We start from the raw sequence: 21,737 nt of genomic DNA on the forward strand, positions 1-21,737 counted from the left end.
CCACGTAATTCTATTTGCTTCCTAGGTGAAATTAATTGTTATTTTCAATATGATTTGAAACTTGTGCGTTAGAAAGTGTATAGGATAGCGCTATGTTAAGCAAAATATACAAGAGAATTTATGTGGAAATAAGGAGGAAAAGTCATTGAGAAAAGGTAATAATCTTTCTAGTGATCATGATCAAACACAGCTTACCCAAGCACAAACATCTATCCAACATTTGCAAAATGCACTTAGTCAGGCAGAAAGCCATCCGACTAGTGAAATAATTGGTCAAATTACAGAAGCGATGGAGAGAGCCGAGAAGTCTCTTGCTCAAGCGGAAAAGGTTGAGGAAAACGAAGGTGCGCTAGAATTAGCGCGTCGTGAGCTTCAGGAATCTAGAGAGACATTTGATGCTCTAAATCAAAATATGTAATGGGAATGGAGTCACTATCTCAGGTGACTCTGTTTTTGTATTATTAAGGACATATTAGATGAATAGGGAAAGCATGTTGTTACGATTATACATAACTTGAAACTATTTCCAAGTCGGTGTCGTATATAACATATATGTATGGATGATGATATGTGCTCAATTACTTCATGGGACCGTTGAAGTCATATTTGTCATTTTTTACTGATTTTTATGAGATATTCTAAAATTAACTGAGCATAGAGTGAAATGCTATTAAACTATGAAACTACAAAAGGATGATCGTAAAATGAAAAAGAAAGCGAGAATAATTCTAACTTTTCTACTGGTTATGATCATCATCCCACCGCTATTAAATCATTACAAAATACATGAAAAATCAATAGGTAATGCGGTGGTTACCAATAAGCATAGTGAGAAAGAAAATTTTTGGTTGGAAATTGGTGAGGTAGAAATAAAGGTAGCTAATCGTAATACGTGGAAGATTATTGAGGAAGATGAACCGTATTTCATTCGATATGAATGGTATGGAAACAAAGATCCTGTCTTGATCGAGATTCTTCCAGCAAGTTTTAACGTGAATGAACTAGAGGGTCAACATTAGTTGGGACCTGGCCAAGAAGAGGTGGAAATGATATGAAGCTTATACTGGAAACGGATGTAATGGAAGAGTACCTTCGTGTGTTAGAAGTTGTAGATTATACACATCCTTCTATTCTAAAAAAGGTGGATGAGTTATTTACAAGGGAAGATTCAGAAATAGAAAAGGTGAAAAAGGCGTTTGAATTTGTGCGAGATGAGATTTCACATTCGTGGGATATCCAAGGAACTAGGGTCACGTGTAAAGCATCTGACGTTCTATTTTATAAAGAGGGTATTTGTTATGCTAAATCAAATTTGTTGGCTGCTTTATTAAGAGCTGAAGGGATTCCTACGGGTTTTTGTTATCAGAGGTTGATGATCTTTGATACTCCAGATCAAGGGTATTCCCTTCACACGTTAAACGGCGTTTATCTTCAATCAATGGGTTGTTGGATTCGACTAGATGCTCGTGGAAATAAGCCTGGAGTGGAAGCGGAGTTCGCGATAGATGATGAAAAACTAGCATTTGACGTTAGGGAAGTGTTTGATGAAATCGATTATCCAACTATTTTTGCTAAGCCGAATACAAAAACGATTGCAACGCTTCAAAAACATATAAATGCTATCGAAATGTATAAACATCATCTACCGGAATACATTTAAGAGAAATCTAGAAGGTAAAACGTTGATGCAAAAGTTAAACCAAGAACGATACCAATATCTGTAACGTAACGCTTTTGATTTTTTCTCTTTTCGGTTATTGAGATGATCTTTCCAACGATGATGAATAGAATAGGTACACTAATTAAGGTTTTTCGAAGATATGAAGGCATATCTATTCCATTTGAATTACTCATTAGAGGGATTAAAATTAACGAAGTATAGATAAAAAAAGCTAGAATATAGAGGATATATCTAATGTTATACATGTTCATTGTGATCAACCCTGTCTTTTTTTACTTCATTTTAGCATACTAATTTATAAAAAGAACAGTCAAACGGGACTTTAGGAATGCACAGGATATTAAAAAGGAACACGCAATGTTTATGATACGTTCTTGAAAAGAAAGGATGCAGTCTATGTTTTATAGAAGAAAATTCTATATTGTCAGAAGTGAGTTCGTTGACATTTTTAACGATCTTTTTACTCGAATAAATTTGCCGAATCAACTCAAGTATGGATCACGACTGGTTGGGCGATGGATGAAGGATCTTAACGATGGTACCACAGAGGTGTTTGCTATCTGGGAATATGACAGTCATGAAGCATACATAGAGATAGAGTCTAACATAAGAAGTGACGAAGCTCATGTGAAGCGTATCCAAAATTGGTATGAAGAGCATGGTGGGAAAGCTAATGTATTTAAGCAGTATTTTTTAGAAGTAAGGAATGAGCCGATTGAGTCGACTGTGGTAACAGAACAAAACGAATGATCAGATTCTTATATGGGAATTTGAATCAAGTAGGAAGTAATTATAAAGCAATGATTATATTAGTATTTATCTTCCTTGGTGGCGTAACGCTTAACCTGTTTCTGAATGGACTTTTTCATCTTTTTAGGAGGTAAACTACGTGAAGAATGTGAAAATTATTTCAGGAATTGTAGTAGTTTTGTTAGTTGTTAGTGTAATACTAAATCTATCATTATTATCAAAATTAAAAAATGTGGAATATCAGCTGAGTGACCTGGAGTTTAGTCAACAAATTAATATAAATAGAGTAAATGACCAAATAAGCTATATTCAAAGTGCAATGGATAACATTAGACAAGAAAATAGTTGGATTAGTGAGATTAACGTAGATTTTGACACAGATATAAATGAAAGCAAGGATACATTAGCAACATTCGAATGGAAAATAGAAGAATTGCGTAAGGAAGCTGAAGTGAATTTTAATTATGCCTTTGGTGCCAATGAGGAATATGCATCTATACCTGCAGAGCAAGTAAATGATGGTGTGTTTCATGTTACCATTCCAATTGAGGTACATGTTGAACCTTTATGGGAGGTAAGTATATTTGACGAACGTACCAATGAATTTAATCAACCAAAACATAAGAAAGATGATTACGATCAAGACTTTTTGTATTTTGTATCTATGACTAACGATGATGTTGTGAAAAGTAGTGAGATACATACAGACAATTTAAGCTATATTGGTACAAGTCAGTACGGGGTAATTGAAACACAGGTCAATTTGTTTGAGGAGGAATTTAATGTGACCATTCAAAGTTATGACGCTGGAGAATCGCCATTCCGAATCGAAGAGGTTTATCTATTAAAATATGAAGATAATTCAGTTGTAGATGAGCAGAAACTAGACCCAGAAGCAGATAATCATACAGTAGGTCACCCATATGCATTTTTTAATTCAACTCAAATCAAAAGATCTGAAAATATGAATCTCACAATTAAAGTAGTTTACAGTAACGGTGATACTTTTGAAGAAGAAGTGTATTAAATGTAACTGGTGCAAGGTAATCGGAATAACCACCACGTATTATATAATTAGTGATTTAGCCTAGGGCAAATGTACAGTAGTTGACATAGACTATCCTGTAATAAATGTGGGAGGTTATAATAAATGAATTACATGTATCGTCAAGACATGCCACAACAAATGATGGGGATGGGTAAAGTAGCAGCTGGATCACAAAATGTTCCTGTAATGGTTGTAGAGCCGTATGTTTATCAAGCGGCAACTAGTTTGGTTGGTAAATATGCTGTGATTGAGACAACACGTGGATCAATTAGTGGAGAAGTGATCGATGCAAAACCAGATCATATTGCATTGAAGCAACGTGACTCTATATTTTTTGTTCGCTTATGTGAAATCGTATGGATTATGCCAGACATACAATAGAAAGTAGGACAGATAAGTCGACTGACCTACTTCAATGAATTTGCCCCTATTCGTAGAAAAAATCTACAAATAGGGGCTACATACCTTACATGGTACTTCTCGTTTTCTGATTCTGATTCAGAATTCCTAACGACCGTATGCTTGCTCTTGTTTCCTCTGTTCCTAGTTGGTAAATTTTTTCATAGAGCTTTTCTAATCTTTGTTGAAAGGCATCGCGCTTGTTATCAATTTTACTCTCCGATAGAGGTTGAGAGATCACGGGCTTGGCGCTTTTATCAGAAGCTTTCACCTGATTTAGTAAATATTTTAAATCATATAGATCATGTCCTTCTGCTTCCACTTGGAAATATGTGCGATTATCATCCAGTTTTTCTTTATCCAGTCTTCCAGCATCTACAGAAATGAAATACGTTTTTCTAATGAATACCACTCCTAAAAACTACTTTTGGTAGGCCAATACCCTTCTCATTATTTAGTAAACAATCTTTAGCTGCCGTAGATAAGCTATAGTTTATCTTTTTCTGTTTTTGTTGTAGGAATGTTTTTTCTGTAATATGCCAAGAGATCTGGGTATTCTTCTACCTCATTCTTTCCTTTTTCACTTAATATGTAAATCCCTCGTCGAATTCTTTCAAACCATCCATAGTAATTCTTCGTTAAGATAGATGCTGTTTTGTTACCAGTCCCTAGTTGGACTAACGCTTTCGGAGATAGTTCCCCTGCATGTTGAAGGTAACATGCGATTTGTATGCAGTTTTCTCTATAAGCAGTCATGATTTGTTTTCGGGTACTTCCACCTATATTATAATCGCCGCTTCTCCCGTTTATCTCAGTCATTATAGATTGTCGTTTGCGTTTATTTCGATTTAAACTTTTTTTTCGATCGAAAGGGGTAGGATCCATAACAACTTCTACTTTTTTACGACTTCCATTTAACGAAACAAGAATTAGCCCTAGTTCTAATCTGCGAACTAAGTGGCACGTATCTCTCCATCGTTTAGAGCGTAAGTTGTACTTTGGCTTTGGTACCGCTATGTACACAGACTCTGTCATTCGTTGTCTTTTGGTTGCTTGGATGAGAAGATCAACACTTAAATTTAGCTTGAGTTCAATAATGACCAATTCATCTTCCTTAACTAATGTAATATCACAGTCCTTCACTTCCCCATATACGTCATATCCATGTCGCTTGAAATAGCGTTGAATGGGTTTATATAAGTCTTCTTCTTTTGGCTTTAGTGTTTCTTTCATTTTGTATGCACCGTCCATATTATAACGTTGTATATCTATTATTCTATCATAGAGGCACAAGTGATTATCCTCTTTCCTGATTTAGCACATTCTAAGAGACAAATTGTATATACTCGGCTATTTTATAAAATGTAGGAGGGGTCATTGTCGACTCGATAACTATTTTAGGAAAAAGGCTATTCAACATCCGAATATATTAAAAAGCGCATTATAGCAACCTTTGCCAACAAGAGTGAAAGCAAACGTAAAGAAATTATTATAAATATAGGTAAGACATTGTGGAAGATGAATTAGGTATCATTTAAATTAATTTTTCACTATAAACGGATCAAGACTCTTACGGGACAACGGACCTCATTATGTGGTAATCTTAGGATACTAAAGAGAGGAGTGGGTAGTGGTGAGTATTTCTGTTCCTGAAATTACGTTGCTTGACGGTTTAACGGTACCGGTAATTGGTTTGGGTACCTATAAATTGAAAGGAAATGACGGTGTTGAATCTATAAAAACAGCGATTGATGATGTTGGATATAGATTACTAGATTCAGCTTACAATTATGAAAATGAAGGTACGCTTGGAGAAGCCGTAAGACGTAGTTCTGTTACAAGAGAGGAGTTGCGAATTACTTCTAAATTACCAGGACGTTTTCAAGAATACGACAAAGCAATTACTACGATCCAGGAATCCTTGTACCGAGCTAATCTTGATTATTATGACTTGTATTTAATCCATTGGCCAAACCCAATTACAGATCGTTATGTTGAAGCATGGCACGCGATGATTGAGGCTAAAAAGCGTGGCTATATTCGGTCTATAGGTGTGTGTAACTTTTTACCCGTACATTTAGATCGTTTGGAATCAGAAACTGGCGTTAAACCGAGCATCAATCAAATAGAATTGCACCCTTATTTTAACCAAGCAGAACAACGAGAATATCATGAAAGAAATGGGATAAGGACTCAGTCATGGAGTCCACTAGCTCGCGCGAATGATATACTACATGATGAAACGATCCAACAAATTGCACAACATCATAGCAAAACAAACTCACAAATCATCCTGCGATGGCATTATCAATTAGGTGCAATTGCAATACCGAAATCTGCATCACCTGAACGCCAACATGAAAATATATCTATATTCGACTTTTCACTCGATCAAACTGAAATGAATCAAATTTCAGGCCTTACAAGAGTAGACGGACGACTAAACAACCAAGACCCAGCAACATACGAAGAATTCTAAAAGCCAGAAACAAGGGGACAGATCATGGAAACAGAGGGACGGTTCTCTTGCTTCTTTTTGACTTAGTAAACATCATAACAAGTTGAGAAAGGATGATTCAATTGGGTAAGCAACAAAACTGGGCGGGTAACTTTACATATAGTACACAGAACTGGCATGTACCAAAGAATATAGAAGAAGTGCAACAGTTAGTGAGCCGGTTAAGTAAGTTGAAAGTAGTGGGAACGAGGCACTCCTTTAATAATATTGCGGACTCAACGGAGAATATTGTTTCATTAGAAAACCTTAATCAAGTTTTAGCATTAGATCCGGAACAAATGACTGTTACCGTAGAAGCTGGTATAAAATATAGTGATCTTTGTAAGTACCTTAACGAACATGGATTTGCATTACACAACCTGGCTTCCCTTCCGCATATTTCTGTTGCTGGTGCATGTACAACGGCAACACATGGATCAGGTGATAAAAATAGCAATCTAGCAACCGTGGTTCGATCGTTAGAAATCGTTACGGCGGAAGGGGATCTCGTACATTTTTCTCGTGAAAAAGACGCGGAAGAGTTCAATGCAGTTGTAGTAGGGCTAGGTGGATTAGGTGTTGTAACAAAAATCACCCTAGATGTGGTGCCAACTTACCATATGAGGCAAGATCTTTATGAAAACTTACCTCTTTCCAATCTAAAAGATCATTTCGACGATATTTTCTCTAGCGCATATAGTGTTAGCCTTTTTACAGATTGGAAAGATGAGTCTTTTAACCAAGTCTGGTTAAAAGAGTTGGTTACTGATCAAAGTAAATTAACACGTAATCCGACGTTCTTTGAAGCAACACTTGCAAAAGAAAAGTGCCACCCAGTACCGGGACATGGATCTGAGCATTGTACCGAACAATTAGGTGAACCAGGGATTTGGCATGACCGTCTTCCGCATTTTCATATGGATTTCACTCCAAGCAGTGGAAAGGAGATACAGTCAGAATTTATAGTTCCTCGACAATACGGCTATGATGCGCTAGTGGCTCTCTGTGAACTACAAGAGGACATCTCACCAATCTTACATATTTCCGAGATCCGCACGATAGCGTCTGATGATTTATGGATGAGTATGAATTATAAACAAGACTCAGTAGGCATTCACTTTACGTTTAAAGATGATTTGGAAGCTGTAAAGAAAGTAATTCCTAAAATTGAAGCGAAACTCGCACCATATCATGCTCGACCGCATTGGGGCAAGGTGTTTACGATGGAGCCGTCACAGCTTCAAGCCTTGTACGAAAAACTTCCAGAATTTAGGAAGATTTTAGAGAAATATGATCCAAAAGGAAAGTTCCGTAACGAATTTTTAGACACCTATATATTTGAATGACTGAAATAAGACATTCCTATAGTGGGACAAGGAAGCATATTCCTTGTCCCACATTTTTTGTGAAAGTTTTTGTATAAAAAACAGCGATACTGGGAAGAAATATTAGAGTGCGATTGATTCGATCCACAGTAGCTCAGTGGTAGAGCAATCGGCTGTTAACCGATCGGTCGTAGGTTCGAGTCCTACCTGTGGAGCCAGTGGAGAAGTACTTAAGTAAGTAAGAGGCGCCCCTGCTTTTGGCAGTGAGAGGGTTCAAATCCCTCCTTCTCCGTTTTATTGGGCCATAGCCAAGCGGTAAGGCAGCGGTTTTTGGTACCGTTATGCGCTGGTTCGAATCCAGCTGGCCCAGCCATCACATCTACATAAATATTTAATAAAAATGACTACGTGTCGCGTTTATCGCTCAAACGTAGTCATTTTTTTGTAGGCTATTTTCAATCGGAAAATGGAAACGAAAGAACCGTCCCCCTGTTTCCATTTAACTACCACTAGAAAAAGTTAGGTCAAATATCCAGTTAGTTACACTTTGTTTAGATGAGAACAACTCTTGTGGTAAGAATATGTCCCAAATAATTAGAACTATGGTTGGTTCCCAAAAGAAGTAATTCAAAGAACCAAATAAGCACACGCAATACTTTCAAAAAAGGATGGATTTATTTTGTATCGTTAATAAGGTCGAGGAATGCATAGTTTCATGACAAAAAACCTAATGATAAACATTTATAATCAGGAATTCTAACCTGTGCCTTTTCTCCAAATTGTAGTCATAAATTGTGTAATCGTCGTTTTTTTTCTTATTTGTCCCAAAATTTTAAAAAGTATAATTTAAATCCATAATTTTCTATGGTATATTAAGTATAAATACAACGAAGGGGGTAGTGTACTTGAAAAAGTCGTTACTTAGCATGTTTTTATTCATACTCATCTTAATGTTAGCAGGATGCATTGAAGAAGGAGAAGAATCTTCATCGTTGGCAGACGAATTAAGTGGTGAAGGACAAACAGAAGAGCCGGCAAATGAAGAACCAGTGGAAGAAGAACCAGAAGAAGAACCAGAAGAAGATGCAACACCAAAAAAGGATAAATCAGAAGTGCTAGAACAACTTCCAACAGAATTTCCTCTTCCTGAAAGCCATAATATGCTAGATGCAACTGAAACTGAGTTAAACGGATCGAAGGCTATTAAAATTAGTTTTTCATTCAGCTCAGATGCGGAAGAATATTTGGAAGCATCAAAACAATTTGCAGAAGATAATGGCTATGAAGTTGTCCCTGATGAAGGTGGCAAAATGCGCTACTCAGCTGAAGGTGATGGTGGTGGATACACTGTAAGTATTGATCAGATGGGGATTAATATCGCTGCTGTAACCCTAACTGTAGCTGAATAATGTAAGCGATAACAATTTGCAACAGATAAATTTGTATGCGGTGTCAGGTGTTAACTGTGAATTATTCATAGTTAACACCTGATGTTTTTTGTTTATGAAAAATGTAAAGGCGTTTTATGTTAACATAGATGGAGAAATTTCACACTACAGAGATTGAAAGATTTGAAACACTGAATCAAGGGTGAGAATCAGGATTATTATTAAACAGGTGGGGTGAATAGATGTTTAAGAGGTTTTTTTACATAATTTTATTGTCATTCCAAGTCATTCTCTCAGCTTGTAATTCAGATTCACATGTAGAATCGATAGTAAAACCTATAAAAGGTATGTTTGGAGAATCGGGTATCCAATTGCAAGAGAAAGAGGAAAAATCAAATACTTTTACTTTTTCTGGTTCAGATGAGGAGCATTATACGTTTAATGACGGAAATATATATTTATTATATAACTTCAGTAACAGAGATAGAGTTGCAGAACAACTAACAACGGTATTTGCGGAAGAAGAATTTCCTTATGGAGTTAGTAGATTAAAAACAGAACAGTTCATAATTATTTTTATTGCTGATTCTGAAAGTAATGATACAAAGGAGAAAATTGAGTCTGTTTTTCAGGAATTAAAAAGTAGACAATGGTAATGTATGAAGGCATTTCAAAACGGATTTTTGAAATGCAAACGTAAACAAAAGAACCGTCCCCATGTTTCCACTGTATTTGGTAATACTATTAGTGTTATGCTTTAATTGTTGCACTAGATTGTATTGTTGGAGGGTTATAGGATGGATATGAATAATAATGATATATTAATTAGATTACGATATGCTTTGGATATAAAAGATCGTGAAATGGTCGAGATCTTCAAGCTTGGAGGTATGGAGCGAACGATGGAAGAAGTGCAAAAGCTCCTAACAAAAACAAAGGACAGTATGGATTATGATAATGACTCTTTAGACACTCAAGAGGAAGACAATATTCCTTGTGATAATGTCACACTAGAATCCTTTCTGAATGGTTTGATAGTCTTTAAAAGAGGTAAACAAGATCCGAAACCTGGACAAACTGAGAGACCTCCAATGGTGATGAAGAATAACAGAAGTGTAAATAACGTATTGTTGAAAAAGTTGAAAATAGCGCTAGCATTAAAAAGTGAAGACATGATTGATATATTAAATGAAGCAGGCGTTGTCGTTACGAAAGGTGAAATTAGTGCTATATTGAGAAAAGAAGGACATAAGAATTACATAGAATGTGGTGATCGATACGCTCGTAACTTTTTAAAAGGACTAGCTATCAAATATAGAAATAATTAGAAGTGGATTCATGTACGTTCTGCATGCAAAAGAGTGACGGTAGTGCCTAATTGATGTTCGTATATTCCTTGCAAACGAGTTGATGTTTAGTCTTATTCATTCGTGGAAACACCTATTGTAAGACAAGTCATAAAGTATTGGAGGAGATAATTCATGAAAAAAGTGAATTTCTTATTGCTAGGTATTCCTCTTATAGTAGGCTTGACTTTAACAGGTTGTTCAGAGGATGAAAATGAACCCAAGGATGTACCTTCGTATGAACTGGAATTAGAGGAAGATGGTGCCAATGATCTGAATCAGGATGAGGAACAACCAGATTTAGATGATGAGCCTTCAGAAGAATAAAAAAGGAAGCAGGCGTCTACACACTTTTAGAGGAGTAGACGCCCTTTTTTAGATTGGGAGAAGGAAGATAACCCAAAATGGAAGCAAAAGAACCGTCCCCGTGTTTCCACTTATTTATTTAAACTTCTAATCCGGCTACTCCAATGCCTCCGGGACCAGCGTGGGTAGAGATCATAGCACCGGCTTGAATCCATTTTATATTTTTAAAGTTGTTGTCTTTAGCAAGCTGATGCAACTTCTGCTTAATGCTCTCATCTAGTCCTAGGGAGTATATAAAGTAAAGCTGTTCACGATTAATGTCATAGTTCTTTAAATAATCTTGCAACATTTTTTCGGAGACTCCACTCATTTTTCCACGATATTTTTTGGTGGAAACTAGTTTTCCTTCAACTAATTCTATAAGAGGCTTTATGTTTAACAAAGTTCCACCAAGATAAGCTGCGTTACTTACGCGGCCACCTGCTCTTAGAAAGTTTAATTTGCCAGGAATAAATGCTAACCGAGATTTAGGAACGATTGATTCGATTTTCTGTACGAAAGAATCAAGTTGTATATCAGGTTCTTTTTCCAATAAAGATACTGCGTATAGAACAACGGCACCTAAGCCCCCGGTAACATTTAAGGCATCTATTAGGTGAATATCATTCATATTTTCTACAGCATTCACCGCATTTTGAAAAGAAACAGATGCTTTCGATGTGTAGCCAATATGTACGATCACGCAATCTGGGTATTCCAATCTTATACGCTTGAAGAACTCCTCGTATTCATGAGCGTTTGTCGCGGCTGTAGATGGTGTTTTCTTTGTGCGATCATAGTAGTCATATATATCCTGGACAGGGAGGGACCCATCTAAATAGTCTTGTCCATCCATGATGACATGCATTGGAACGATTTGAACATTATGTTTTGATACGAGTTCCTCTGGTAAATCGGCTCCACTTTCTGTTGTTAATATAATCTTTCTCATTTTACATCCCCTTTCAGAAAATAAAGGTGTTATTAACCGTACATATGTGTATGTTCTACATTTAACTATACAGTAATAAGTGGAGAAAGAAACCATTATTCCGATATACATACGTAAATTGCCGGTACATTGCATTAGTATTATTTCCTGAAAATGAGAAATGGAAACCTAAAGGACCTCCTTCTGTCCATAAAGAAGATTACAAATATATGTCATTGAATGCAAAAACATTGAAAGCGTTTTCTTTATATAGTAATATAACTTTACTAACAATTTTATATAAAGGGTGAAAAACATCATGAAGCAATACATCTTTCTTTTAGAATTTCCTGTTGGCCCAATGGAGGTTAAATTTGAGGCTGAAGGAATGCTAGATGCATTTACGCAAGCTAAAGATTATGTGAAAAAAATAATGAAAGATACATCATCTAAAATTGATATTCAGTTTAAAGGCACTGTTTATAATTAGATGCAAAACACACAGGGACGGTTCTTGTGTTTCAACTTTGTTGGAAACACAAGAACCGTCCCTGTGTTTATGTTATCTGAAAATTTAGAACTCCATTTGGATATGTATTTCTGCTATAATGGTAAATATACTCTTTACTAGAAGGAGCAACATCTTATGAGAAAGATTGCTATTTTTGTAACCGCTATCATTAGTGTTATTCTTTTTTATTTTACAATTGATGCGGCATTTGATGTTTATCGTGCCAGTTGGCAAATGCCACAGCAAACAGACAAGGAATCACTCGACCATCGTTTGGTATTAATCACGCAAGAACTCGATACTCCTTTTTGGGACAAGGTTAGTTCTGGTGCAAGAAACCAAGCTGAGAAAGAGGGTGTAACACTTGAAGTATGGGGGAGTTATGGAAACAATCAGGAAAACTTCTTAAGACAAATTGAAATAGCAATCTACTCAAAAGTCGATGGTATTATTGTTCAAGGGTTGGATACGGATGAGTTTAAGGAATTAACGAAAGTAAAAGCAGCATCCTACGGCATTCCAATTATCACTGTCGCAAATGATGTACCATCGTCAGAAAGTCTTCGTAAGACCTATGTTGGTTCTAACCAGTACTTTGCAGGTGAGCTAATCGCTAGGCAACTTATTCATGATATGGGAACAACTGGTGAAGTTATTCTTATGCTAGATAGCAAGCAGGAGTATTATCAGGAACAACGAATAAATGGGATTCAGGATTATCTTATAGAATATCCAGACATAAATATAATAGTAGCGGATACAGAAGATGCTAGAGAACAAGGGATCGCGTTAACGAAGGACTTACTAAACCGCTATCCTAATGTAGATGCATTTGTTGCTGTCAACTCTAATTTCACAGAAGATATCATCGAGGAAATTGAGAAACGATCGAAAGTAGAACCATATCACATCTATTCGTTTGATGATAATAGTGTGTCACTTTCTCTCCTAGAGCAAGGGAAGCTAGATGGGATGATTGAGCAATCCCCTACAGAAATGGGAGAAAGAAGTGTAATTCAAATGGTGAAGTGGTTGAAGAATGATACGGTTCCACTAAATCTAAAAGGCTATTTAACTGACATTCGGATGGTAAAGGCGATGGACATAGAATGAACAGTATACAGAAAAAAATATGGTTACTAGCAATGGTTGTATTACTTATTATGGCCACGATTTGGATGTCACTTACCTATTACAATCAGAAAATGCAGGACCAATACAATAATGCCTTGGAAAGGTATCTTGTACTAAATGAATTAAGAAATACAAGTGAGGATATGGTAACTGCATTAAACAATTACTTACTTGTTCCGACTGATGAAAATTCAAATACAATAGACCGAAGTAAAAAACAAGTACAAACGATGCAAGAAGAAGTTGCTAGTTTTAAGAATACGGAAAATGAGTTGGCGTTGACTAGTTATATTAATTTAATTGATAGTCTTATAGAAGTAACAGACCGTGCGCTTGTTTTTCATTCAGAAGAGGGGATAGAGAACGCAAGAAAAGCACTTAATGAAGCAACCTATATTTCTAATTATATTTCTGAGATGACGCTTTCACTAATTGATACAGAACTAAAAACATATGACCGCTTCTACCGTGGAATTATCACACAATCGGAAGAATTGAACCAACTTGGAGTTTGGGTGCTATTATTATTTACATTTTTGCTATTACTCTATACGTACTGGTTTTCCTCAAGAATTACAAGGCCACTAGAGAAATTGACACGTGCAGCTAGTGAATTGTCAAAAGGGCGCTTCGACTTAAAAATTGAGATTGATTCTAAAGATGAGATGTCTTTTTTGGCAAAAATGTTCGAACACATGCGAAATAATATTAATAATTTGATCATAGAAATTCAACAAAAGGCCCAATTAGAAAAGGAATTACAAGAAAGTAAGCTTCTTCTAAAGGAAAGTCAGTTGCGAAGTTTGCAAAGTCAAATTAACCCTCACTTTTTATTTAATACACTGAATACAGTCTCGAAAAAGGCATATTTGGAGGGATCAGAGGAAACCAGTGATCTACTTGTTAGCATCGCAGGCCTGTTGCGTTATAATCTAAAACATCTAGATAAGACAATGACACTATACGATGAAGTCAACGTGTTAGCACAGTATATGAATATACAAAAAGCTAGGTTTACAGATCGATTAACTTTCCATACGGAGATTGATGAATCTTGCTTAGATATAGAAATACCTGGTCTAACGTTGCAACCGGTAGTAGAAAACGCTGTGATGTATGCCGTTGAGCCAAATGAAGACGGTGGGCAGATTTGGTTCCGGGTTAAGGATAAGGGAAATCGAGTAACTGTAGAGGTAGAAGACAATGGCCCTGGTATGCAACAACAAAAGATAAAGCAAATCATGGATGAAGACCAGCAACATGATACAAAGGAAGGACATGCATCAGGAATTGGATTAAGTAATGTAGTCAAACGCTTACGTCTTTTTAATGGTCGTGAAGATGTAATCAAGATTGAAGGAAATATTGGGAGTGGAACAAAAGTAACCATAGATATTTTTAAAGAGAAGGGAGTCGTTAGAGATGATCAAGCTGCTAATCGTTGATGACGAACAAATGGAACGAGATGCACTGCAAGCAATTCTGGAGAAGCACTTTTCTAATCTAGTAGTCAAGCAAGCTAGAAATGGTAGATTAGCGATTGAAATAGCGGCAGAGTTTCAACCCGATTTAGTGTTAATGGATATCCAAATGCCTGGTATGAGTGGATTTGAAGCAATTGAAAAAATCAATCACGACAATCCTCATATTAAATTCGTTATGATTACTGCGTATGCAACGTTTGATTATGCACGTTCTGCTCTAAAGCTCGGTGTCATCGACTATATGGTAAAACCGAGTAAGGTAACAGACATCGTAGAAACAATGGGGAGAACACTTCATCGAATTGAAGAAGAACAGAAGTCACTGGAGAAGGATAAGTACCAACAGCATACATTACAAAAAGCGATGTCCATATTCGAAACAGATGTTGTGACACAGTTGCTATTTGATCATGTTCATGAAGTGCATTTAAACGAGTTAGTCGAGTTGTTAGAAATGCAAATGACGGAAGAAAAATTCGTCATGAGTGTTTTACTACCATTAGGTTCGGAATCTTATTACACAGAAATTAGGGAGAAGGTTAGAGAAATAGGTAACGGCTGGATTGGTGCATTATACGGACGCCAGCTACCGATTATTGTTTTTAAAAACCAAGAACAATCGTACCGCGCACAAGCTAGTTTGTTAGCTAGAGAGATTTTGAAACTAGTAAAAGCTGATGATGCTAAGGACTGGTTTATTGGAATCGGTAAAGTCTACACTTCCTTGGATCAAATACGACAATCTTATCAAGAGTCGTTATTAGCCACAAGGGATACATCATTGCCGGTGAAATATCGTTTTTATTCTGATTTACCAACACTTGTTCCAGGCATTGATGAAAAGATGTCTAAGCAATATGAACAACAAGTTTATGAACATATTCGCAATGGGGAATGGGGCGAAGTCAATACAACATTAACGAACTTGATTGAGCGTTACGAGAAGGAAGGAAACCATCTATTAAAGACACAGCAACACTTGATGGAACTCCTTTGGATTGTCTCTCAAGTACTGAGTGAAATGGGAGTGGTATTAGACTCACCGATCTACCCTTTTCAAGCTACGGATTATCGGCAGTTACGTGCAGAAACAAGTCACTTGTTAGAAAGGTTGCAACAATCCTTTAGGGACCATTTTGAAAATATGGAAGCAGATACAATCGAAAAAATAAAACAATATATCATTGATCATGCGTATCAAGATATATCCCTTGAGGAAATAGGGAAAGTAGTAGGTTTAAGTCCAATTTATATTAGTAAAATCTTTAAAGAGCAGCTAGGGGTTAATTATATCCATTTCTTAACTGAGTGTCGGATTGAAAAAGCAAAGAAGTTGATGCGAGACCCAGAGAAAAGCTTAAAAGAAATCACTTTTGAAGTAGGATACCATGATCCAAACTATTTTAGTAAAGTATTTAAAAAGATGTGTCATGCTTCGCCAACGGAGTATCGAAAGAACATACATGCGTAGAAGAACAAAAAGCTTAAGCAAAAGATCGAAAGGAAGCGAGACAAATGAGACGTTTTTTTCTTCGAGCAATTGTTGTTCTACTTATGGTCTTGGTCCTGCAATTAATGACTTCATGTGAACAAGAAAAAGCGGATATAAAAGAACCACTAACGAATGATTCCTATACGCCGTCAGAGGTTGACGCAGTCGAAGACACGATTAAAATTGGTTTTTTGATGGGGACATTACTCGAGGAACGTTGGCAGAAGGATCGAGACTTTTTCAAGAAATCGATTGAGAATTTAGGTGCTAAGGTAGAAGTGATGTCAGCTGACGGTGATGATGCGTTGCAAATCTGGCAAGCAGAAACGTTAATTAGTCAAGGGGTTGATCTGCTTGTCATTATTCCTCAGAACGCTGAGTCAGCTGCAGCTATTGTGGAAAAGGCGCATGCGGCAGGCATTAAGGTATTGTCATATGACAGGTTAGTGAAAAATGCGGAAGTGGACATGTATGTTTCTTATGACAATGAAAAGGTTGGGGAGTTACAAGCTGCAGCAGTTACAGAATTGGTTCCTAAAGGAAAATTTGCTTATATTGGTGGAGCAGAAATTGATAATAATGCGCATTTGATAAAAAAAGGTGTATTTCGTGTATTGCAGCCTTTAATTGATAACGAGGATATTACTGTTGTATTTGACCAATGGAGTAAGGACTGGCTACCCGAAAACGCAAGAGCAAATATTGAATTAGCCTTAGATGCAAACAATAATCAAATTGATGCGATTATTGCTGCCAATGACGCCACTGCTGGAGCAGTAATAGAGGTACTGGAGGAACGTGGGCTTGCTGGTGAAATCCCGGTTACTGGGCAAGACGCAGATCTTGCAGCTGCCAGAAGAATTGTTGCAGGGGAGCAGACAATGACTGTTTACAAGCCGATCAAAAAATTAACGGAAACAGCAGCTGAACTTGCCGTAAAACTTGCTAAGGGTGAAGAATTGGAAATCGACCTTAAAATAAATAACGGTAAAGTGGAAGTCCCAACTGTGCTACTTTCTCCAATCGCTGTCGATCAAACAAATTTGAATGAGACGATTATTGCAGACGGATTTCATAGTAAAGAAGAAGTATATCAGCTAGAGGAATAGATTTACTGCGATGCTTTTCTTATTAGAAAATTGTTACCATATTATAAACGGATTGAATGGCATGGAGAGCAAGAACTCCATGCTTTTTTAGTTGGACTAGATTATACGACTAAACAATTCAGACGTAAAGGTATTCTACCATATTTTTTAATGCAAATCTTACAAGTAGAGAAAAACTTGAAAATATACCAATGTTAAAAAAGTACAGACGAATAATAAAAAAATGCTATAAGAAAGCGTTTTCAACGTATGAAGTCAATGATATATTTAGCTTGTTAGAAAAAACAAAGGTTCGAAAGGGGTTAAAAAAGTTGAAAAAATTATTACTAATGTTATCAGTTGCCATTATGTTTGTTCTTATTGCAGCAGGTTGTAGCAGCGAATCAAGTGGAAGTGGAGATCTTAAGGTAGGTATTGTTTTACCGACAAAGGACGAACAAAGATGGGTACAAGATGAAGAGAGATTTGAAGAGGCGATCGGTGAATCTGATTACTCAGCTGAAATTTTATTCAGCCAAGGCTCTTCTGCTAAGGAAAAAGAAAACGTTAACACGTTAATCAGTAAAGGCATTGATGTTTTAATCATTACACCTGTTGATGGTGATTCAGCTGGTGGTGCAGTTGAAGCTGCGAAAGACGAAGATATTACAGTTATTTCTTATGACCGACTAATTACAAATACAGATGCTGTTGATTACTATGTAACATTCGACAGTGTAGCGGTAGGTGCAGCACAAGCTCAATATTTAGTGGATCATTCAGAAGGAACTGGAATTCCATTGTACCTATATGCTGGTGCAGCTACGGACAATAACGCATTCTTGTTCTTCGAAGGTGCTTGGAACGTACTTCAACCAAAAATCGCGGATGGAACATTTGTAATTGCTAACTCAAGCGAAGCAGAAGCTTTACAAGATAAAGCAGAATTAACACGTGAAGAAATGAGTAAAATTGTAAGTCAGCTTACTACGGGTTGGGATCCAAACGAAGCAAAAAATAAAGCGGAAACTCACTTAACTGCAGCTGGAGATGATATGAAAGGTGACATAGCGATCCTTGGTCCTAACGATGATACAGCTCGTGCGATTGCTGACGTATTCTCATCAGATAGTGCGGTTACAAGTTATGTTATTTCAGGTCAAGATGCAACGAAAGCATCCATCCAGTACATTATTGATGATAAACAATCTATGACTGTGTTTAAAGATGTTCGTACACTAGTTAAAGATGCGATGGATATGGCATTAACAATCTTAGATGGTGATTCTCCAGAAACAACTGGTTCTTACGATAACGGATCAATTGAAGTACCTGCAAAACAATCAGATGTTATTAGTGTGGACAAAGACAATGTGAAAGCAGAAATCGTTGACTCTGGATACTATGAAGCTAGCGAATTCGAAGGCTTAGAATAAGAGAGTGTAAAGTGGAATAGTGATAGATTCTCTCTATCACTATTCCTTAAGTGTTAAGTGGTCTGGTTAAGGAGGCATAACATGAGCGAATATATATTGGAGATGAACCAGATATCAAAAGAATTTCCAGGCGTAAAGGCTTTATCAAATGTCAATTTCAAAGTGGGAAGAGGAGAAATTCACTGTCTCGTTGGGGAAAATGGGGCCGGAAAGTCTACACTGATGAAGGTGCTTAGCGGTGTTTATCCTTATGGAACGTATGAAGGAGATATCGTGTTTAATGGTCATGTACAACGGTTTAACAAAATTAGTGATAGCGTTGATGTTGGAATTGCAATTATCTATCAAGAGTTGGCATTATTTCCTGATCTTTCTGTTTATGAAAATATATTTATCAATAACGAAATACAGAGTGGTGGCGTTTTAAACTGGAATGAAGCAATTGTGCAATCAAAACAATTACTCGAAAAAGTAAAGCTAAAAGTAAATCCAGAAACGTTAATTAAAGACCTTGGTGTAGGCAAACAGCAACTTGTTGAAATTGCTAAAGCATTGAGTAAAGAAGTAAAACTTCTTATTTTAGATGAGCCGACTGCAGCACTTAATGAAAATGATAGTGAGAATCTTTTGGATCTTTTAAGAGTATTAAAAGAGCAAGGAATCACAAGCATTATGATTTCTCATAAACTCAAAGAAGTAATTGCTATTGCAGATAAAGCAACAGTACTTCGAGATGGTGAAACGATGTGTACTTTGGATGCTTCTAAAGGTGAAATTACAGAAGCTGCTATTATCAAAAATATGGTTGGTCGTGAAATTGGAAATATTTATCCAGAAAGAGCGGAGAAAGTATTTGGTGAAAAAATACTGGAATTAATAAACTGGTCAGCATATGACTCTAAGATAGGACGTCATGTAGCAAAAGACGTTAATATTCATGTCAAACAAGGTGAAATCGTAGGGATTGCTGGTTTAATGGGTGCAGGAAGAACAGAGCTTGCACAAAGTATATTTGGAAATGCAAAAAACTATAAGCTACAAGGTGATTTGTTTGTGGATGGAATGCCCGCCAACTATAAACACACGAGTGATGCCATAAAAGCTGGTATTGCTTATGTTACAGAAGATCGAAAGGGTAATGGATTATTTTTATTACAGGATATTAAAAATAATATTTCTGCTGGGAATTTGAAGGGAATATCCGCTAACGGAATCGTAAATGAAAACGAAGAAATAAAGGTAGCGGAAGAATATAGAACGTCATTAGGTATTAAAACACCATCGATCCAACAACTAGTTGGTAATTTAAGTGGTGGTAATCAACAAAAAGTTTCTTTAGGAAAATGGCTTTTTGTAAGCCCTAAGCTATTGATTCTGGATGAGCCGACTCGAGGTATTGATGTTGGTGCTAAATTTGAAATTTATACTGTCATGAATGAACTGATAGCAAAAGGGATGAGCATTATAATGGTTTCATCTGAGCTTGGAGAGATCCTAGGTATGAGTGATCGGGTGTACGTTATGGCAGAAGGTGAGATAAAAGGTGAATTATCATCAGAGGAAGCAAGTCAAGAAAAGATAATGCAGCTTGCGACGCAATAGGAGGTAGTTCGAATGAATTTGTTAAAAGAAGCACAGCAAGTCATTAAACACAATATTCGTGATTATGGAATGTACATTGCTTTATTTATTATAATGGTTACCTTTACGATTCTGACAGATGGGTTATTTATGTCTTCACGAAATATTAGTAATCTACTAGATGCATCAGGGTATATTGCTGTATTAGCTGTCGGTGTCATGCTTGTCATTGTTATCCGTCATATTGACCTATCGATTGGCTTTTTAGCCGGTTTTCTAGGCGCAATAGCAGCCATTTTACTACTAAATGGGGTATCGGTATTTTTAGTTATTCCAATCGTTCTTGTATTAGGTGTACTTGCCGGTTCCGCTACAGGCTTCTTAGTGGCAAAAGTTGGAATCCCAGCATTTGTGGCGACACTTGCAGGATGGTTGATCTACCGTGGCGCAATCTTATTAGTAACAGAAAAATCCGGAACAATTAATGTAGATGATGAAGCTTTCAATGCGATAGGGAATGGGTATATTCCTTCCATCGCGCAAGTAGGCGGTTTACATTTACTTTCTTTACTAATAGGTGCGACCGGTATAATATTATATATTTTTAGTGCTATAAATAACCGAAAAAATAAAATAAAGTATAATTTTGATGTAGTTTCCAAACCGATGTTCATTATACAGCTAACTTTTGTCTCAGCGATCATTGCTTATTTTACTTGGCTATTAGCTGGTTATAATGGTATCTCTTGGACGGTTGTGATTATCCTATTAGTTGTCATTGTATATCACTTCGTTACAACGAAGACAGTGATCGGACGCCATATTTATGCTGTTGGTAGTAACCCAGAAGCGGCACACCTTAGCGGAATTAGTGTTAGTAAAATAACATTCCTTGTTTTTGGTTCGATGGGTATGTTATCAGGGTTATCGGGGATTTTGTTCACTGCCCGTTTACAATCTGCTACAACAACAGCAGGCACACTATTTGAACTTGACGCGATCGCAGCAGCTTTCGTAGGTGGTGTATCAGCTGCAGGTGGTGTTGGTAAAGTAACAGGAGCAGTAATTGGAGCAGTTGTTATGGCTACGTTAACAAACGGAATGAACTTGATGGGGGTTGGTATTGCCCCACAGTACATGATCCGTGGTGGAGTACTAGCGCTAGCGGTTATCTTCGATGTAATGACCCGTAGACAGAGAGCTTAATGCTAAACGGAAAAAAGCCGGTTAATTCATTTGAAAACAAATGGAGTAACTGGCTTTATATTTATTCAGTTGCTATTATTCTTTCTCAGAAACAA

General features: G+C 36.7%; 24 protein-coding genes and 3 tRNA genes. 23 read left to right on the forward strand and 4 right to left on the reverse strand.

The window, feature by feature from the left end; all coding sequences use genetic code 11:
• Window positions 1–145 precede the first annotated feature (145 nt).
• From NYQ66_RS05210 to NYQ66_RS05220, 3 genes are all read left to right on the forward strand, one after another.
• Window positions 146–418, forward strand: a complete 273-nt coding sequence (locus NYQ66_RS05210) for a hypothetical protein (protein ID WP_259867608.1) — start codon at window positions 146–148, stop codon at window positions 416–418.
• A gap of 286 nt (window positions 419–704) precedes the next feature.
• Entirely contained in the window at window positions 705–1,019 is a 315-nt protein-coding gene (locus tag NYQ66_RS05215; protein WP_259867610.1) for a hypothetical protein, read from the forward strand.
• 32 nt (window positions 1,020–1,051) lie between these two features.
• Window positions 1,052–1,660, forward strand: a complete 609-nt coding sequence (locus NYQ66_RS05220; RefSeq protein ID WP_259867612.1) for a transglutaminase-like domain-containing protein — start codon at window positions 1,052–1,054, stop codon at window positions 1,658–1,660.
• On the opposite strand, the gene NYQ66_RS05225 is transcribed toward NYQ66_RS05220, so the two are convergent.
• On the reverse strand, window positions 1,657–1,932 hold the full coding sequence (locus NYQ66_RS05225) for a hypothetical protein (protein WP_259867614.1): 276 nt from the start codon (window positions 1,930–1,932) through the stop codon (window positions 1,657–1,659). The two genes, NYQ66_RS05220 and NYQ66_RS05225, sit on opposite strands and share 4 nt — an antisense overlap.
• A 145-nt stretch (window positions 1,933–2,077) precedes the next feature.
• On the opposite strand from NYQ66_RS05225, the gene NYQ66_RS05230 reads away from it, so the two are divergent.
• From NYQ66_RS05230 to NYQ66_RS05240, 3 genes are all read left to right on the forward strand, one after another.
• The gene (locus tag NYQ66_RS05230; protein ID WP_259867616.1) at window positions 2,078–2,431 is read left to right on the forward strand and encodes an NIPSNAP family protein; all 354 of its coding nucleotides are present in this window, start codon (window positions 2,078–2,080) and stop codon (window positions 2,429–2,431) included.
• Window positions 2,432–2,570: 139 nt separating this feature from the next.
• Window positions 2,571–3,458, forward strand: a complete 888-nt coding sequence (locus NYQ66_RS05235; protein WP_259867619.1) for a hypothetical protein — start codon at window positions 2,571–2,573, stop codon at window positions 3,456–3,458.
• Between the two features lie 123 nt (window positions 3,459–3,581).
• Window positions 3,582–3,860 carry a YuzF family protein gene (locus NYQ66_RS05240; protein WP_407652048.1) on the forward strand — a complete coding sequence of 93 codons (279 nt, stop codon included), beginning with the start codon at window positions 3,582–3,584 and terminating at the stop codon, window positions 3,858–3,860.
• An 85-nt stretch (window positions 3,861–3,945) separates the two neighbouring features.
• Here NYQ66_RS05240 and NYQ66_RS05245 read toward each other — a convergent pair whose 3' ends face one another.
• Both NYQ66_RS05245 and NYQ66_RS05250 read right to left on the reverse strand, forming a co-directional pair.
• Window positions 3,946–4,290 carry a hypothetical protein gene (locus NYQ66_RS05245; RefSeq protein WP_259867621.1) on the reverse strand — a complete coding sequence of 115 codons (345 nt, stop codon included), beginning with the start codon at window positions 4,288–4,290 and terminating at the stop codon, window positions 3,946–3,948.
• 74 nt (window positions 4,291–4,364) lie between these two features.
• Window positions 4,365–5,111 carry a DUF2161 domain-containing phosphodiesterase gene (locus NYQ66_RS05250; protein ID WP_259867624.1) on the reverse strand — a complete coding sequence of 249 codons (747 nt, stop codon included), beginning with the start codon at window positions 5,109–5,111 and terminating at the stop codon, window positions 4,365–4,367.
• Window positions 5,112–5,511: 400 nt separating this feature from the next.
• Between NYQ66_RS05250 and NYQ66_RS05255 the strand changes: the two genes are divergently transcribed.
• The 9 genes from NYQ66_RS05255 to NYQ66_RS05295 all read left to right on the forward strand — a co-directional run bounded on the left by NYQ66_RS05255 (window position 5,512) and on the right by NYQ66_RS05295 (window position 10,761).
• Window positions 5,512–6,357: an aldo/keto reductase gene (locus tag NYQ66_RS05255; RefSeq protein ID WP_259867626.1), complete on the forward strand. Its 846-nt coding sequence runs from the start codon at window positions 5,512–5,514 to the stop codon at window positions 6,355–6,357.
• Window positions 6,358–6,458: 101 nt separating this feature from the next.
• Window positions 6,459–7,721, forward strand: a complete 1,263-nt coding sequence (locus tag NYQ66_RS05260; RefSeq protein ID WP_259867628.1) for an FAD-binding protein — start codon at window positions 6,459–6,461, stop codon at window positions 7,719–7,721.
• Window positions 7,722–7,843: 122 nt separating this feature from the next.
• Window positions 7,844–7,918, forward strand: a tRNA-Asn gene (locus tag NYQ66_RS05265).
• A gap of 2 nt (window positions 7,919–7,920) precedes the next feature.
• Window positions 7,921–7,992 (forward strand) — tRNA-Ser (locus tag NYQ66_RS05270).
• 6 nt (window positions 7,993–7,998) lie between these two features.
• Window positions 7,999–8,073, forward strand: a tRNA-Gln gene (locus NYQ66_RS05275).
• Window positions 8,074–8,605: 532 nt separating this feature from the next.
• Window positions 8,606–9,109 (forward strand): hypothetical protein, encoded by a 504-nt coding sequence (locus NYQ66_RS05280; protein WP_259867631.1) that lies wholly within the window; start codon window positions 8,606–8,608, stop codon window positions 9,107–9,109.
• A gap of 221 nt (window positions 9,110–9,330) precedes the next feature.
• Window positions 9,331–9,744, forward strand: a complete 414-nt coding sequence (locus NYQ66_RS05285) for a hypothetical protein (RefSeq protein WP_259867633.1) — start codon at window positions 9,331–9,333, stop codon at window positions 9,742–9,744.
• A 141-nt stretch (window positions 9,745–9,885) separates the two neighbouring features.
• Window positions 9,886–10,416 carry a YehS family protein gene (locus NYQ66_RS05290; protein ID WP_259867635.1) on the forward strand — a complete coding sequence of 177 codons (531 nt, stop codon included), beginning with the start codon at window positions 9,886–9,888 and terminating at the stop codon, window positions 10,414–10,416.
• A 153-nt stretch (window positions 10,417–10,569) separates the two neighbouring features.
• On the forward strand, window positions 10,570–10,761 hold the full coding sequence (locus NYQ66_RS05295; RefSeq protein WP_259867638.1) for a hypothetical protein: 192 nt from the start codon (window positions 10,570–10,572) through the stop codon (window positions 10,759–10,761).
• 118 nt (window positions 10,762–10,879) lie between these two features.
• Here the strand turns inward: NYQ66_RS05295 and NYQ66_RS05300 are convergent, their stop codons facing one another.
• Complete coding sequence (locus NYQ66_RS05300; protein WP_259867641.1) at window positions 10,880–11,731, reverse strand: DegV family protein; 852 nt, start codon at window positions 11,729–11,731, stop codon at window positions 10,880–10,882.
• Window positions 11,732–12,029: 298 nt separating this feature from the next.
• Between NYQ66_RS05300 and NYQ66_RS05305 the strand changes: the two genes are divergently transcribed.
• The 8 genes from NYQ66_RS05305 (at window position 12,030) to NYQ66_RS05340 (ending at window position 21,642) form a co-directional block, all read left to right on the forward strand.
• Window positions 12,030–12,200, forward strand: a complete 171-nt coding sequence (locus NYQ66_RS05305; RefSeq protein ID WP_259867643.1) for a hypothetical protein — start codon at window positions 12,030–12,032, stop codon at window positions 12,198–12,200.
• A 156-nt stretch (window positions 12,201–12,356) separates the two neighbouring features.
• Window positions 12,357–13,334 carry a sugar ABC transporter substrate-binding protein gene (locus NYQ66_RS05310; RefSeq protein ID WP_259867647.1) on the forward strand — a complete coding sequence of 326 codons (978 nt, stop codon included), beginning with the start codon at window positions 12,357–12,359 and terminating at the stop codon, window positions 13,332–13,334.
• A complete protein-coding gene (locus NYQ66_RS05315; RefSeq protein WP_259867649.1) occupies window positions 13,331–14,800 on the forward strand; it encodes a sensor histidine kinase in 1,470 nt (489 codons plus the stop codon). The genes NYQ66_RS05310 and NYQ66_RS05315 overlap by 4 nt, the downstream gene beginning before the upstream one ends.
• Window positions 14,778–16,310, forward strand: a complete 1,533-nt coding sequence (locus tag NYQ66_RS05320) for a response regulator (RefSeq protein WP_259867652.1) — start codon at window positions 14,778–14,780, stop codon at window positions 16,308–16,310. Before NYQ66_RS05315 ends, NYQ66_RS05320 begins: the two co-directional genes overlap by 23 nt.
• A gap of 44 nt (window positions 16,311–16,354) precedes the next feature.
• Entirely contained in the window at window positions 16,355–17,440 is a 1,086-nt protein-coding gene (locus NYQ66_RS05325; protein ID WP_259867654.1) for a sugar ABC transporter substrate-binding protein, read from the forward strand.
• Between the two features lie 329 nt (window positions 17,441–17,769).
• Window positions 17,770–18,855, forward strand: a complete 1,086-nt coding sequence (locus NYQ66_RS05330) for a sugar ABC transporter substrate-binding protein (protein ID WP_259867757.1) — start codon at window positions 17,770–17,772, stop codon at window positions 18,853–18,855.
• Between the two features lie 81 nt (window positions 18,856–18,936).
• Window positions 18,937–20,457 carry a sugar ABC transporter ATP-binding protein gene (locus tag NYQ66_RS05335; RefSeq protein ID WP_259867657.1) on the forward strand — a complete coding sequence of 507 codons (1,521 nt, stop codon included), beginning with the start codon at window positions 18,937–18,939 and terminating at the stop codon, window positions 20,455–20,457.
• Between the two features lie 12 nt (window positions 20,458–20,469).
• A complete protein-coding gene (locus tag NYQ66_RS05340; protein ID WP_259867660.1) occupies window positions 20,470–21,642 on the forward strand; it encodes a sugar ABC transporter permease in 1,173 nt (390 codons plus the stop codon).
• The last annotated feature ends 95 nt before the right edge of the window (window positions 21,643–21,737 follow it).

The organism is Aquibacillus koreensis, assembly GCF_025154055.1.
Classification (GTDB): Bacteria; Bacillota; Bacilli; order Bacillales; family Amphibacillaceae; genus Aquibacillus_C; species Aquibacillus_C koreensis.